This window comes from Pontibacter sp. HJ8, from assembly GCF_054824225.1.
This window is the reverse complement of record NZ_JSYF01000627.1, coordinates 2,932-17,024: the sequence shown is the minus strand read 5'-3', so window position 1 is coordinate 17,024 and position 14,093 is coordinate 2,932. Positions and strand designations below refer to the sequence as shown.

General features: G+C 50.8%; 10 protein-coding genes, 1 tRNA gene and 1 riboswitch. Of the genes, 7 read left to right on the top strand and 4 right to left on the bottom strand.

Translation table 11 applies throughout. From position 1 onward, the window contains the following. Positions 1-235 precede the first annotated feature (235 nt). Positions 236-342, bottom strand: a riboswitch (SAM riboswitch). A gap of 516 nt (positions 343-858) precedes the next feature. Beyond that, the gene (locus OB13_RS20195) at positions 859-3,378 is read left to right on the top strand and encodes a TonB-dependent receptor (RefSeq protein ID WP_461491989.1); all 2,520 of its coding nucleotides are present in this window, start codon (positions 859-861) and stop codon (positions 3,376-3,378) included. A gap of 89 nt (positions 3,379-3,467) precedes the next feature. Here the strand turns inward: OB13_RS20195 and OB13_RS20190 are convergent, their stop codons facing one another. Beyond that, positions 3,468-3,878 carry a DUF7793 family protein gene (locus OB13_RS20190; RefSeq protein ID WP_461491988.1) on the bottom strand — a complete coding sequence of 137 codons (411 nt, stop codon included), beginning with the start codon at positions 3,876-3,878 and terminating at the stop codon, positions 3,468-3,470. A gap of 67 nt (positions 3,879-3,945) precedes the next feature. Between OB13_RS20190 and OB13_RS20185 the strand changes: the two genes are divergently transcribed. After that, the gene (locus OB13_RS20185; protein WP_461491987.1) at positions 3,946-6,399 is read left to right on the top strand and encodes a GNAT family N-acetyltransferase; all 2,454 of its coding nucleotides are present in this window, start codon (positions 3,946-3,948) and stop codon (positions 6,397-6,399) included. Between the two features lie 42 nt (positions 6,400-6,441). Beyond that, the gene (locus tag OB13_RS20180; protein WP_461491986.1) at positions 6,442-8,127 is read left to right on the top strand and encodes a PAS domain-containing hybrid sensor histidine kinase/response regulator; all 1,686 of its coding nucleotides are present in this window, start codon (positions 6,442-6,444) and stop codon (positions 8,125-8,127) included. 170 nt (positions 8,128-8,297) lie between these two features. Here the strand turns inward: OB13_RS20180 and OB13_RS20175 are convergent, their stop codons facing one another. Next, on the bottom strand, positions 8,298-10,064 hold the full coding sequence (locus OB13_RS20175; protein WP_461491985.1) for a cellulase family glycosylhydrolase: 1,767 nt from the start codon (positions 10,062-10,064) through the stop codon (positions 8,298-8,300). A 176-nt stretch (positions 10,065-10,240) separates the two neighbouring features. Here OB13_RS20175 and OB13_RS20170 point away from each other — a divergent pair, with 176 nt between their 5' ends. After that, positions 10,241-10,912 (top strand): hypothetical protein, encoded by a 672-nt coding sequence (locus tag OB13_RS20170; protein ID WP_461491984.1) that lies wholly within the window; start codon positions 10,241-10,243, stop codon positions 10,910-10,912. Between the two features lie 82 nt (positions 10,913-10,994). After that, positions 10,995-11,186 (top strand): CsbD family protein, encoded by a 192-nt coding sequence (locus tag OB13_RS20165; protein ID WP_461491983.1) that lies wholly within the window; start codon positions 10,995-10,997, stop codon positions 11,184-11,186. A gap of 84 nt (positions 11,187-11,270) precedes the next feature. On the opposite strand, the gene OB13_RS20160 is transcribed toward OB13_RS20165, so the two are convergent. Together OB13_RS20160 and OB13_RS20155 are read right to left on the bottom strand one after the other, a co-directional pair. Then, positions 11,271-11,648, bottom strand: coding sequence for a hypothetical protein (locus tag OB13_RS20160; RefSeq protein ID WP_461491982.1), 378 nt, complete (start codon positions 11,646-11,648; stop codon positions 11,271-11,273). Between the two features lie 228 nt (positions 11,649-11,876). Further along, a tRNA-Ile gene (locus OB13_RS20155) sits at positions 11,877-11,950 on the bottom strand. Between the two features lie 102 nt (positions 11,951-12,052). On the opposite strand from OB13_RS20155, the gene OB13_RS20150 reads away from it, so the two are divergent. Both OB13_RS20150 and OB13_RS20145 read left to right on the top strand, forming a co-directional pair. Continuing rightward, complete coding sequence (locus tag OB13_RS20150; protein WP_461491981.1) at positions 12,053-12,685, top strand: HAD family hydrolase; 633 nt, start codon at positions 12,053-12,055, stop codon at positions 12,683-12,685. Next, positions 12,672-13,958, top strand: a complete 1,287-nt coding sequence (locus OB13_RS20145) for a site-2 protease family protein (protein ID WP_461491980.1) — start codon at positions 12,672-12,674, stop codon at positions 13,956-13,958. The genes OB13_RS20150 and OB13_RS20145 overlap by 14 nt, the downstream gene beginning before the upstream one ends. Positions 13,959-14,093 lie beyond the last annotated feature (135 nt).

Below are 14,093 nucleotides of genomic sequence, written 5' to 3'. Positions count from 1 at the left end.
ACCTGCGGCAAAGCGGCGGCGCCTTTTGGTTTAAGAATTAACAGAAAAGGTCTTTTAGCCGAAGACGGTGCGGGAAAGGCATCAGGGCTATAGTTGTGACCTAAAGGAGAAAAATTTCCTTAGCAGAAGCAACAACAGCAGCAACATAGCTCAGTAGCTATGGTAACAGCAGGAACAAGTGAAGAATTTGAGGTTAATACCCTTTCGGAAGTGGAGGAGCTTTGAAACGTATTCATGTTTATCTTTCCCTTAAAATGTGTTTGGGCAGGATTTGGCACCTTTCTAACCAGATGGTTGCCAGAGGATCACAGAGCCTGTTCTCTCGCCTCTTCTTTATAAATCTCTCGCCAAAGCGATCGTATTCAGCTGCTAAAGTATAAAATAAAAAATAAACCCCCGCTTTTTGAGCTGCATTTTTTCTGTCCCCTACCTTCAGAAGCCCTGCATACGGTGCCCATTGCCGGCTGCCCGGGTTCATTTCATCGGCACTTTTCCTGGCTTCTCCACCACCTGTTTGTCGATAAATTTTGCCTGGCACTGCTATGCCCCTGTACCGGATATAGCCTGAAACAGCAGCTCCTGTTTCACCTCAAAAAAACAGCTCCAGGATAGTGAAGAGCCCTATTTTCTACAGCATTCCTGATCGCCTTGCTGCACCTTCCGGCCCTGTTCCGACTAACGCACCTAATTTACCGACCAAGCACTCATAGACCCCACAAGGCTTTCTATATAGAAATGGTCCGTATTGGTATAATCTGTTTTTCAGACCCAAAAATGCGCCTTTACTTTGTATCATAAGAAAAGAAAGCAGGACGGAGATTTATGGAAAATAAACATTTACGCCACCTCGAAAATACTATGAAGAAGAATCTACTACTAGTCTTACTGGGACTCAGCACCTTACCGGCGCTGGCCCAAGGACAACAACCTGCTCCGCAAAGCGGACCACAGCAGCAACAGGCTGCTTCCGCGCCGGGTACTATGATGCCCCGTGGCAACGCCACCATTACAGGGATCGTGCAGGACGCAGCCACCAAACAGCCGGTGGAGTTTGCGACCATCGCACTCATCAACCCGACCACCGGCAAACCGATAGACGGAGCCATGGCTGATGACAAAGGCCGCTTCACCATCAGCAAGGTAGGAGCCGGCAAGTATAAGCTGCAGGTGAGCTTCCTGGGTTATGAGCAGAAACTGGTAGAGAACGTGACCGTGGACGCCGACAACGCCAGCGTGAATGTGGGCACTGTTGCCATCGCCTCGGATGCCAAAAAGCTGAGCGAAGTCGTGATCACAGGTGAAAAGCCACTGGTAGAAGAAAAGATTGACCGCACGGTCTATAATGCGGAGAAGGACATCACCAATGCAGGTGGCAACGCCGCTGACGTGCTGCAGAAGGTGCCGTCGCTGTCGTTGGACACCGATGGCAACGTGCAGCTGCGGGGCAGCTCCAACGTGCGCGTGCTCATCAACAACAAGCCCTCAGCCATTATGGCCGGAAGTATAGCCGATGCGCTGAAGCAGATCCCGGCCGACCAGATCAAGTCGGTGGAAGTGATCACCAGCCCATCTGCCAAGTATGATGCGGAAGGTACAGCCGGTATCATCAACATCATTACTAAAAAAGACGGCGGCCTGCAGGGTGTAACCGGTTCTGTGGCCATGACCGCCGGCACGCGGGGCAGCAACGGCAACGCCAGCCTCAACATACGCCGCGGCAAACTGGGTGTGAACGCAAACTTCGGTGGCAACATGTTCTACAACAAAGGCAACATGACCAACACGATCCTTGCCGGGAACACCACCAGCTTCCAGTCAGGAAACACGCGCATCAACGGTGCCTTTATGAACGGCCAAGTAGGCTTTGACTACGACTTCACGCCTAAAAACTCGTTATCGGGTGGTATCCGTACCAACGGCGGCACCTTCCGGATGGAGAATGACCAGGATGTGAGCAGCCGGGAAGATGGCTTGCTGATCCAGGATTTCAAAAACGAGATCCGTAACCGGAACCAGCGCATCGGCACCGACTATAACCTGGACTTTACCCATACCTTCAAAAAGCCGGGTCAGGAACTGGCACTCCTGTCGCTGTACTCTGTTACCAACACAGAGAACAACATCAAACAGGATTACTTCAACGAAGGCGAAGCTCCCTACCTGCTCAAGCGCAACACAAACGATGGCAGCAACAAGGAACTGACTTTCCAGGCTGATTATACCCATCCGTTTGAGAACAAGACGCTGCTGGAGATCGGAGCAAAATCCATCTCCCGTGACGTGAGTAGTGATGCCGTATACAGGGATATCCTCGCTTCCCAGGACGAGCAGCTTAGAAACGACGCTTTTTTCTATGAGCAGGATGTGCACGCCTCTTACCTGACCTATGGATTTATGATAAAGAAAAAGCTGAACCTGAAGTTGGGTGGACGCTACGAATATACCGACATCAGTGCTGACCTGCAGGGCGATCAGGATTACGCACTGAATTATGACAACTTTATACCGAGTGTGGCCCTGTCGTATAGCCTGCAGAACAAGCACACTTTCAAAGCTAACTATACCCAGCGTATACAGCGACCGTCCCTGTTTTACCTGAACCCTTATGTGCAGGAGCAGACTTCCAACACCCGGGTGCAGGGTAATCCGAATTTGGATGCCGAACTGACCGACCTGTTCGAATTGGGCTATAGCACCTTTTTCAATACGACATCCCTGAGCGTAACAGGCTACATGCGCCAGACAGACAATGCCATTGAAACGGTAGCTACTATCGAAACGGAGGAGGACACCAATGGCAAACCGGTAGACGTAACGACGCTGACCTTTGACAACATTGCCCAGAACAAAACCTATGGGGTAAGTTTATTTGGTAACACAAAGCCAACTAACAACTGGACGATAGGCGGTAGCTCCAACATATACTATGTAGACCTGCAGGGCAAGTATGCCAGCAACAGCGGCTGGATGTACAACATCAACATGAACTCTTCCTATACCTTGGGTAAAGGCATTAGCGCTCAGTTCAACGGTGGCTTCAACTCACGCAGGGTACAGCTGCTGGGTAGCTTTGCTTCCTTCTCCTACCATAACATCGCCTTCAAGAAGGAGTTGTTTGACAAGAAGGGTGGCATCAGCATCGGACTGGACAACCCCTTCCGTGAAAGTATGCGCATGAAGAACGATGTGCGTGTAGATGCGACAGATGTGAATCCAAGGGCTTATACCCAGGCAATCCGCATCAACAACTACAACCGCGGCGTACGCGTGACCTTCGATTACCGCTTCGGCAAAATGGACCAGCAGCGTCCGGCTAAGCGCAAAAAGAGCATCCGCAACGACGATGCCAAGCAAGGAGACGGCAACGGCGTCGGCTAAAATACCACTACTACCTACCTAAGCAAAAAGCCTCTCCAGATTGGAGAGGCTTTTTTGTTGCATGTAACAGGTATAGCTAGGCAACAGATTTACAGCACCTTGGGCTTAAACTGGTGCAGCCAGCTCAACGCCTCCTGCTGGTTTGTGAACATGCGGCTTGGATTGTAAGGCTTGTTTACCTTAATGAAAAAATTAGCCGCCATTTTCAACATTGGCGACCCTACCAGTATGGCGCTGGCCAGCACACCTTCATTTCCTTCATTGGCCAGATGGTCACGGGCTTCCTTCGTAGAATGCTTTATCCGGGTAATGTCGAAGAGGCTGGGGTAAGACGTACCTGCTGCGAAATCCAGTCGATCACGGACACACGTCTGAGCAATATCAATATCCAACTGCTCAATATCATTATAAATACAGTGCAAAATTCCATCTTTCAGAAACAGCTCGATATAGTCCGTTTTTTTTGACTTCATTTCATAATCTTTTTCGACCTTTGCCATTCAAATTTTAAATTGAATCTATTGTTTGCTTGCTGAGCCCATCGGCCTTGCGACCATAGGCTAATACATGGCAAAGATAAGACATAATAATATCTTAGATACGGTAGACTCTGTACTTTCTGTTTCTAAAAAGAAAGGAATCATTCACCTTCACGCAGAGGATCAAGCACTTAACGGACAACACTTAACCCTGAACGGGCAGAAAGTTCTGCACTTTGGCACTTGCGGGTACCTCGGCCTGGAACATCATCCGGCCGTGAAACGAGGGGCCATCGATGCCATCGAACGCTATGGTACTCAGTTCCCTATGTCGCGCACCTACATCTCTAACCCTCTGTATAGTAAGTTAGAAAGAATGATCGAAACGATGTACAATGCGCCGGTAGTTATTTCTAAAAATTGTACACTTTCTCATCTCACTACCATTCCCAGCATCATCCACCAATCTGACCTGGTCATTCTTGACCATCAGGTACATGCGAGCGTGCAGGAAGCGGTGAAGAAGCTCCTGAGCCAGGGCGTCACGGTGGAAATGGTGCGGCACAACAACCTGGAGATGCTCGAGGACCGCATCAAAAAGCAGCGAAGCAAGTTTGAGCGCATCTGGTATATGGCGGACAGCGTGTATTCCATGTACGGCGACTTCGCCCCTATCCCTGAGATGATTGCACTGGCTGAGAAATATGAGCAGCTATACCTGTATGTGGACGATGCCCACGGCATGAGCTGGGCCGGCAAGAACGGTACCGGCTATGCCATGAGCCAGATGCCCGATGGGCTATACCGCAAAATGATCCTGACCGCCAACCTGGGGAAGGCATTTGGAGCCTGCGGCGGCTTGTCGCTGTTCCCGAACGAAGAGTGGTATAACAAGGTGAACAACTTCGGAGGGCCGCTCACCTTTTCGGTGCAGATTGAGCCCGCCACGCTAGGCGCCGCGATCGCCTCCGCCAAAATTCACCTGAGCGATGAGATTGTCGGGTACCAGGAGGAGCTGCAGAAAAAGATAGCCTACTTCAACACCCTGCTCAGGCAAACGGACCTGCCCCTGGTACACGAGAGTGAGAGCCCGATCTTCTTCATCGGGACCGGCACCATGGACATGGGCAACTACCTGGTACAGGCCCTGCTCCAGGATGGCATCTACGTAAATCTGGCTACTTTCCCGGCTGTGCCTGCTAAGAACATAGGCGTCCGGATCACCATCTCCCTGACCAACGCTTACGAGGACATCGAGGAACTGGTACACAAGCTAAACGTGCACTTTCACAGGGCGCTGTCCGAAACATACCAAACACTGGCCCATATCCGAAAGGCCTTCAAGTTGGCTGCTCCGACAACAGCAGTCGCAGTGCAGGCTGATTCGGCCGAAACGCCGGGGGCAAATACCGGCACTGTTCTGAATCGCTATACGACCATAGAGGCAATAGATGCCGCGTTGTGGAACAAATACCTGGGGCACAGAGGCATGTTTGACTGGGAAGGCATGCGGTTCCTGGAAGCGTCTTTCCGGGAGAACAAGGAGCAAGAAAACAACTGGGGCTTTAGGTACTACACCGTGGAGGACCCGCAGGGCAAGCCAGTGCTGGTGACTTTTGCGGCTGTGGCCTTGCTCAAAGAAGACATGTTTGCACAGTCTTCCATATCCAGGGCGCTAGAGCGGGAACGGGAGAACAACCCCTATTACCTGACTGCGACGGGCATCGTGCTGGGCACCCTGTTCACGGAAGGCAACCACCTATACCTGGACCGGGAAAGCCCGTATTGGAAAGAGGCGCTGAAAGCCTTGCTGGCAGAGCTGAGCAGCGAACAGGAAGAGCAGAACGCCGGCAGCATTCTGCTGCGCGACCTCGACGCAAATGACCCCGAGCTCGATGAGTTTATGGTGGAGCAGGACTATGTAAAGCTGGACCTGCCTGAGTCCTGCGTGGTGGAAAACCTGAACTGGTCTACAGAAGCCGAATACCGAAAGACGCTCTCCAAGAAAGGGAGAGAAAACTTTGTGCAGAAGATCAAACGCAACGAGCATTTCTATGACGTGGTGGTGAAAGATCGCCTGCCGGAAGAGGAGCTGCTGCATGCGATGGCACTGTTCAAAAATGTGAAGAACAACAACTTTGCGATCAACAACTTTCTGTTCCCCGACAAACTGTTCCACCTTCTCAATGAGAGCGACGCCTGGGAGTTCATCGTGCTCTACATCAAAGCCGAATATTCGATCAACCGGAAGCCCGTGGCAGTAGGATTCTGTCACAAAAATGCCGCCAACGTATACAGTTTCATGCTGATAGGTATGGACTACGACTACCTGATGGAATACGGTGTGTACCGACAGATGCTTTACCAGGTTCTCAAAAGAGCCAATGCGCTGCAATGCGAAAAAGTGAATTTTGGCATATCCGCTACCCTTGAAAAGAAAAAAATTGGCGCGACACCCTACCCCAAAGTAGGCTATCATCAAAGTAAAGATAACTTTACCATGGAGATGATCGGTGCTACTTATGCCGTTGAGAAAGAGTAGGGTTTACCACCTGAAGACTTGTCATTTAAAAATAATTGATCAGTGAAAGTTCTTAAAGAGAGACTAGAGGAAGTCATCACCCTCATAGCGGAAGTCGCCAATGGAAACTTTGATTATAAAATCGAAGCTTCTGAGACGGGCGACGAGATGGATGCCCTGATAGAAGGCATCAGTATGCTCGGGCAGGAGCTCAAAAGCTCTACCGTTTCGAGAGACTTTATGCAGAGCATCTACCAGGGTGTGGTAGACATGCTCCTCATCCTCAACACAGATTTCACGATCCGGAATGTAAACGAATCACTGGAAGAGGCGCTGGGCTATTCGGAAAGCGAACTGCAGGGGCTCCCCCTCTCCAACCTCGTGCATCCGGACTATGCCTTTGCGCTACTCACCCTTGCCGAAGACTGCAAGGTTAAAGGAAAATGCCTCAACAAGGAATTGTTGCTCACGACCAGGAGGAAACAGGAGATTCCTGTTTCCTGTTCCTTCTCTTACCTCCGAAACAACAGGAAAGAAATAGACGGCATCCTGGTCATCGCCAAGGATGTCACCGAGTTTAAGAAAACCGAGAAGGCCCTTCGGAAAGCAAAGCGCAAAGCTGATACCGCCAATGAGGCCAAGAGCAGCTTTCTTTCCAGCATGAGCCACGAGATCCGGACGCCGCTCAACGGCATCATCGGTTTCACAGACCTGTTGCTGGAGACCGAGCTCAACAAAACCCAGTTGCAGTACATCAACCTGATCAAGACATCCGGCAATACGCTCAACAAGCTGCTCAACGACATTCTGGACCTGCACCGGGTGGAGCAAAACAAAATTCATCTGGAGACCATACCTTACAACATCAGGGAAAGCGTTGCCGCTAACCTGGAGTCGTACCGGTTCCTGGCCGAGAGCAAAGGCCTGGTGTTCTCCCTCCACTTTGAGGACTCCATACCCGAGTGGGCCATTGGTGACCCGACCCGCTTCAACCAGATCATGACCAACCTGGTCAGCAATGCCATTAAGTTTACGGAAGAAGGCCAGGTGGACGTACATTTCCGGGCAGAGCAGGAGGAGGACAATGGCTTACTGCTGACAGGCTCCGTGACCGATACAGGTATAGGTATAGCCAAAGACAAGCAGGCCATCGTCTTCAAATCGTTCACCCAGTCGGATCAGTCCACTTCCCGCAGGTATGGCGGCTCGGGCCTTGGCCTGGCCATCAGCAAAAATCTGGCTAAGCTGATGCGGGGAGACATCCAGGTGATCAGCCCGCCACCCGGCCGGAAGAAAGGAGCGATGTTCGTTTTCACGGCCCGCCTCAAGCGCCTTCACCACGAAGAGCCTGCCCACCAGGCCAGCTCCGACGAGACGGCGTTCATGCTGCAGGAGAATACCCAGATACTGGTAGTGGACGATAATGAGATCAATGTGATGCTCCTGCAAGCCGTGCTTGAAAACTTTGGAGCAGTGGTTACGCCGGCCTATACCGGGCAGCAAGCGGTGGATATCGCAGCCTCCAAATCCTTTCAGCTGGTGTTTATGGACATTCAGATGCCAGGTATGGATGGACTGGAAGCTGCTAGCCTTCTCCGGAAGGCTAACTTCAGTGCTCCGATCATTGCCTTCTCGGCCAATGCCTACAGCAGCGACATACAGAAAAGCCTGGCGGCCGGCATGCAGGACCACCTCTGCAAGCCCTTTGAGCAAAGCGACCTGGTCAATGCCCTGAAAAAATGGCTGTAACACTGCTTTGCCCGCCCCCGGCCTAAGGGCTTCTTGCCAATTAGATAGAGGTGGCGAGCAGAAAAAGCGGATGCTATACCTCCATTTTAAAATGAAAAAGCCTCTCCACTGCGGAAAGGCTTTTTCATTTTGTTTCCTGCTCTGAACAGGCACTAACAGATGCTATACCTTTACTTTTTACTTAGCTGGATATAGTTCAGATCGAAGCCGCCCTTCTCTACCTGAACCCGCAGGGTATTTTGTCCTTTCTTCAGACGAACACCTGTCTTGCCAATTGTCTGCCAGTTTGTGGAACTGCCCGTGGCAGGTATAGCTATAGTTCCAGGTATAGCTGCCCCGTTTGCCTGCAGCGATACGCTGCCCGGGTTTTCAGAAGCAATGCGAAGCCCTAGGGAGTAAGTGCCAGCCTTCTGCACCTGTAAGGTATACTGCAGCCATTCACCGGCTTGGGTCCAGCCGATGCCATAGCCATTGGTTACCTCATCCTTGATTGGCAGAATATCCACACCGTCATTGCGGTACGTGCGGCCATGATTCCAGGCTGTGCGCTCTCCACCGGTAGAAATATAATAATTCGCAGTATCCTGATCAAAGTAGGCAATCCCGTTTCTGCCCAGGTCATAGTCTACTGCGAAGATAGTTGCCTTCCCTGTGAGCGTGTGTTTTTTAAAGGGTTTCACTTCGTTTGTTTGTACCTGCCTGAACATGGCATCGATCACATCTTTGTGGTAGCTGCAATTCTCGAGTTTTGTGTTTTCTGCCAGCTGCATCAAGGCTGCAAAGGCTTCCCGCTGGCTGGGTTTAGCGCCTTTGTCACGCCAGTAGTCGATCACTTTCTGGTAACCCAGATTTACTTTTACTTCGAGGGGATTGTTGAAGCCCAGCTTTTTGAGCGGCCACCAGGCCCAGCCGATGTTGTTGCGCTCCAGCAGCGAAATGGCGTCCCGAAACCAGAGGTTGGAGTTTTCACCCGTCTCTCCCAGCCAAATCGGCACGTTGTATTGCTCCCGCATCGCGAGCATGTGCTGAATAGAGGCCTGATCGTTGTAGTTCCAGTACTTATGGAAGCTGAGCATCATGTTCTTGTCCCAGGGCGGCAACATGCCGGCGTAGTTGTTTCCCCAGCAATTGCCTTCTATGATGATGATGTGCCTGTTGTCTACTTCCCGGATAGCTTTTGTAATTTCTTTCTGCAGTTTAAGCAGGGGCGCATTCACCTTCTCGTTACAGCCGTTTTTATCCTCCGCATTCTGAAAACCCCAATTCGGCTCGTTGATCACATCGTAGCCCCCGATCCAGGGTTCGTTGGCGTAGCGCTCGGCCAGTTTGCGCCACAGTGCAATGGTCTTTTGCTGGTTGGCTTCGCTTTCCCAGAGAGATGGCTTTTTGGGATCACGGTCGGCGATGGCATTGTCGTTGCCCTGCCCGCCGGGTGCGGCATGCAGGTCCAGAAACAGGTATAGGTTGTTGGCTTTGCACCAGGCGAGCAAACTATCGGTCATGGCAAAGCCCTTCTCATGCCAGGTATGCTGCCCTTTTACGGGTTCTTCCTCTACAGGCAAGGTATAGAGGTTGTAGTGCATCGGTAGCCTGACTGAGTTGAATCCCCAGGCCGCCATCGAATCAATGTCAATTTTGCGGGTATGGTTGGCAAGCCAGGCATCGTAAAACTGCTGTGTTTTTTCAGGGCCTACCAGTTCCGCTACCTTGCTCCGGATCTCGCTCTGTGTGCCGGCTGCTCCGGAAAGCTGCAGCATGTAGGGTTCCTGCAGCATCCAGCCTCCGAGTCCCATGCCACGCAACAAGACCTCCTCGCCCTGCTCATTCACGATCCTTTTCCCGTCCGTTTTCAGGAACCCCTGCCCCATTCCTTCCTGAGGAACGAGTAACAAGAGCAGGAAAGACCAGTACCAGCTGCTGCGTAATTTTTTGATCATTTTCTTCCGGATTTAGTTTTTACAGGATTTTTCGCTCTTGTGATAATACCCATGGGCGGCCTGCCTCTACAATATATTGTTTAACTTATACATTACAAAAAACTTCGGTGTCGCGGGCGGCGCTGAGATCACTACGGTCATCTGATTCGTACACCATTACGGGAGGATGAAGAAGCATGAGGAGAGAGACTTATGTAGGGGTGCTGCTGCTATGGCTGTTCGTGCCTTTCCTCAGCCTGGGACAAAACCGGAGCTGGGAGATAGGTATAGCGGGCGGAGCTGTTCACAATTTCCGAACTCCTTTGCGTATACAGCAGCATGATTTCGAGACCATCCGGCTGGATGCCCGTTACCGCACAGAACCCTTCAACCCACCGGTATACTACGACATCCGGGTGAGTACCTGGAAGGAGGCAAGAGGCTGGGAACTGAAGTTGACGCACCACAAGCTCACCCTGCGCAACAACCCACCGGAAGTACAGCGTTTCTCCATCACGGACGGCTTCAACCTGCTCACATTAAACCGGCTTTGGCAGTACAAAGGCTTCATCTGGTCGGCTGGCGGCGGCCTTGTGGTCACGCACCCCGAGTCTACGATCCGCAACAAGCATTTCCCCGAAAACAGGGGTATTCTGAATAAGGGTTACTATGTATCCGGCCCCACGCTGGTAGCAGCCGTGTCCAAACGTTATTATGTGGCAAACAGGTGGTTTGTGTTCGGAGAAGGCAGGGCCACTGCCTCGTATGTGCAGGTGCCGGTAACAGACGGAGAAGCCAGGGTGACGAATGTGGCCTTACATGCCCTGGCAGGTATAGGGTTTAAGCTGAACCGGACACTCCTTCACTAGGTAAAAGACACTCAACAAGTTAAAGTCAAAAAACGTAAAAATCCATATAGAAGTATGTGTTAAATCAACATTCACAAAAGCCATGAACGAAACAGAATATAGAACCCGCGGCAACTGGAATGAGCTGAAGGGTAAGATGAAACAAGCGTACGGTGACCTGACCGATGACGACTTCACTTATGATGAAGGCAAAGAAGACGAGTGGCTGGGCAGGCTTCAGCAAAAGACCGGCAAAGCGAAAGGTGATCTGAAAAGATGGATCGATTCTTTATAAGAAGTTAAAAAGCAAAATCTTCCTTATCTGGCTGCAACCCAGATAAGGAAGATTTTTTGTTTCGTTCAAACGAAAAGAGGAAATTCATTCAGGCAATTTCAACCACTCAAGCCCCTCCCATTCCGATAAGAAATACTGTGTCTCAAAGTAAGGAGTCGATTCCTTTACCCGGGCATCTAATGTTTCATTGGTGTGCTGTTGCAGAAAATTGGTGGAAGATATGATCGCCAACTTTTTAAGGTTTATCTGAGAAAATACCTCAACGGAAATTTCTGCCAACCATCCCTGATCATCCATCGTCAGAACCCCCATGCGCTGGTTGTTTACCAGCAGTTTCTCCTGCTTATGGGCTAATAGTATCTTCCGGGTCTCTTCAATTCCAACGCGATATTCCTGGCTGCGCACTGTTCTTAACCAGCGAACAATCAGGATCCCATTTTGCTGATCAAGCGTTATCTCCACAAAGCTAACTTTAAGCAGTATTATGTTATTGATGTGCTTACAAGGGATAAAGTTACTACGCATACAAAGCTCCTTTCTTCAGGAGAACACAATATAAAAAAAATACGCTATACTTCTAGTGCTTAGCAGCAAACCAGTACTTGTTCATTACTCCTCTTTCTCTAACCTGAGCAGCTAAAAGCAAAAAAGCACTTACATCCTTTCAGACATAAGTGCTTGATTTTGAAGTGGGCCCACCTGGAATCGAACCAGGCACCTACTGATTATGAGTCAGTTGCTCTAACCGAATGAGCTATAGGCCCGTTCCCTTCTTAAAAACCCTTTTAGAAAGCGCTTTCTTTGATTTGGGAGTGCAATTCTACATATTTGTACTGACAATTTCAAATTCAATACAAAAAAAATTCGTGGATCTGACTAGCGTAAAAAATATCATATTCGACCTCGGCGGGGTCATTATCAACCTCGATTACGACAAAAGCATACGGGCACTGGAGCAGTACTGCCCCAATGGCCGCTCCATCGAATATAGCCAACGAGCACAGTCCCAGATCTTTGACCTGTTTGAGACGGGCAATGCTGGTCCGGAAGAATTCAGGAACGAACTGCGACAGGCTTATCAACTGGAGGCAACGGATGAGCAGATTGACGCCGCCTGGAATGCCATGCTGCTCGATATTCCGGCAGAAAGAATTGAGCTGCTGCGCGAGCTGGGCAATAAATACCGCATTTTCCTGCTGAGCAATACCAATGCCATCCACATGAAACGCTTCAACGAGATGGTGGAGCACAGCTTTACCATACCTAGCCTGGACTCGCTTTTTGAACAGACTTACTACTCGCACCTCATCGGGCAGCGCAAACCGGATGCCATTGTGTTTGAGCAGATCCTGGAACAGAACGGGCTGAAGCGCGAGGAGACCCTTTTCATCGACGACAGCATTCAGCACATTGAGAGCGCCAATAAAATAGGCCTTCAAACGCTCTTCCTGCAGCCTCCGCTCACCATCAACCAGGTATTCAACGATGTTATTGTCTAAGCAGCAGCGCAGGTATAGCCTGCACCTGCTGCTTTTCTGCCTGACGCTGGTGACCACAACCATTGCCGGAGCGGAGTGGCGTCTGGGCAGACTGTTCTTCCTGGGGCCGGAAGGCTTTTCAGGCACCGGCACCTTTACCTGGGCAGAGCTGGCAGCCGGACTATACTTTTCGCTGCCTTTTCTGGGGGTGCTCACGGTGCATGAGTTTGGCCATTATTTCACGGCCAAACATTACCGCACGGACGTGTCACTCCCGTACTACATTCCGCTTTGGTTCGGTATCACCTCTACGATCGGCACCATGGGCGCCTTTATCCGGATCAAAAGCCGCATTTTCTCCCGGCAGCAGTTCTTCGATATAGGTATAGCAGGTCCGCTGGCTGGCTTTGTAGTGGCTATTCCGCTGCTTTTTTATGGCTTCACGCACCTGCCGGAGCCGGAGTACATCTTCTCTATTCATCCTGAGTACCAGCAATACGGTCTGGACTATGCGCAGCATGTATACCAGGCGGAAGGGAATTTTTCCTTGGGAAGAAACCTGCTGTTCGTGTTTTTTGAGCGGTTTGTCGCCGATCCGGCCTTATTACCAAACCAATACGAGGTCATTCACTATCCGCTGTTGTTTGCCGGCTACCTGGCCCTCTTCTTTACAGCCCTCAACCTGCTGCCCATCGGCCAACTGGATGGCGGGCACGTGCTCTATGGCCTGATCGGCTACAGGCGCTTCAATCAATTAAGTCCTATTTTCTTCAGCCTCTTCATCGTCTACGCCGGATTAGGTATTGTATCGCCTCACGCCGAGCCGCTATGGGCGGATGAGCTGCTGGTCGTGTATGTACCCTTTGTTTTCTGGGCCTTCCGGGGGATATTTCACAGCAACCGCACCGGCTTCCTGGCAGCACTGGCCATGTTACTGCTGCAGTATAGCCTGAGTGAGACATTTCCGGAACTGGCAGGTTACATCTGGGTATGGCCGGCGTATGTGCTCTACCTGTTTTTTGTACTGGCGCCCGCCACGCCCAAGCTTCGCTATACGCTATACCTGGTGCTCGTCGTATTGGCCTCACAGGTGCTGACCTCATTCGTATTCCCGGCTGTGGATGGCTACAGTGGCTGGCTGCTGTTCGGTCTGCTACTGTCGCGGCTGATGGGAATCTTCCACCCCTCCTGCCCCAACGAAGCACCACTTACGCCAGGAAGGAAAGTATTGGGTATACTGGCTTTCGTTATCTTCCTACTCTGCTTCAGCCCCAGTCCGTTTATTATTGAGTAAGCGGGTGCGTGTTAATTGTCAGAATCAGGATTTACAGGATTAGAAGATTTACAGCTTTTCACATATACCGAGTCCAACCACCCCTGCCCCTCCTTGTCTAAGGAGGGAAGCCTACCATTACAGTTTGAGAGTTAC

What these genes read in the sequence shown, in the direction of transcription:
- OB13_RS20195 (WP_461491989.1), top strand. Translation starts at nt 859, where the DNA reads ATGAAGAAGAATCTACTACTAGTCTTACTGGGACTCAGCACCTTACCG.
- OB13_RS20190 (WP_461491988.1), bottom strand. Translation starts at nt 3,878, where the DNA reads ATGGCAAAGGTCGAAAAAGATTATGAAATGAAGTCAAAAAAAACGGAC.
- OB13_RS20185 (WP_461491987.1), top strand. Translation starts at nt 3,946, where the DNA reads ATGGCAAAGATAAGACATAATAATATCTTAGATACGGTAGACTCTGTA.
- OB13_RS20175 (WP_461491985.1), bottom strand. Translation starts at nt 10,064, where the DNA reads ATGATCAAAAAATTACGCAGCAGCTGGTACTGGTCTTTCCTGCTCTTG.
- OB13_RS20170 (WP_461491984.1), top strand. Translation starts at nt 10,241, where the DNA reads ATGAGGAGAGAGACTTATGTAGGGGTGCTGCTGCTATGGCTGTTCGTG.
- OB13_RS20165 (WP_461491983.1), top strand. Translation starts at nt 10,995, where the DNA reads ATGAACGAAACAGAATATAGAACCCGCGGCAACTGGAATGAGCTGAAG.
- OB13_RS20145 (WP_461491980.1), top strand. Translation starts at nt 12,672, where the DNA reads ATGTTATTGTCTAAGCAGCAGCGCAGGTATAGCCTGCACCTGCTGCTT.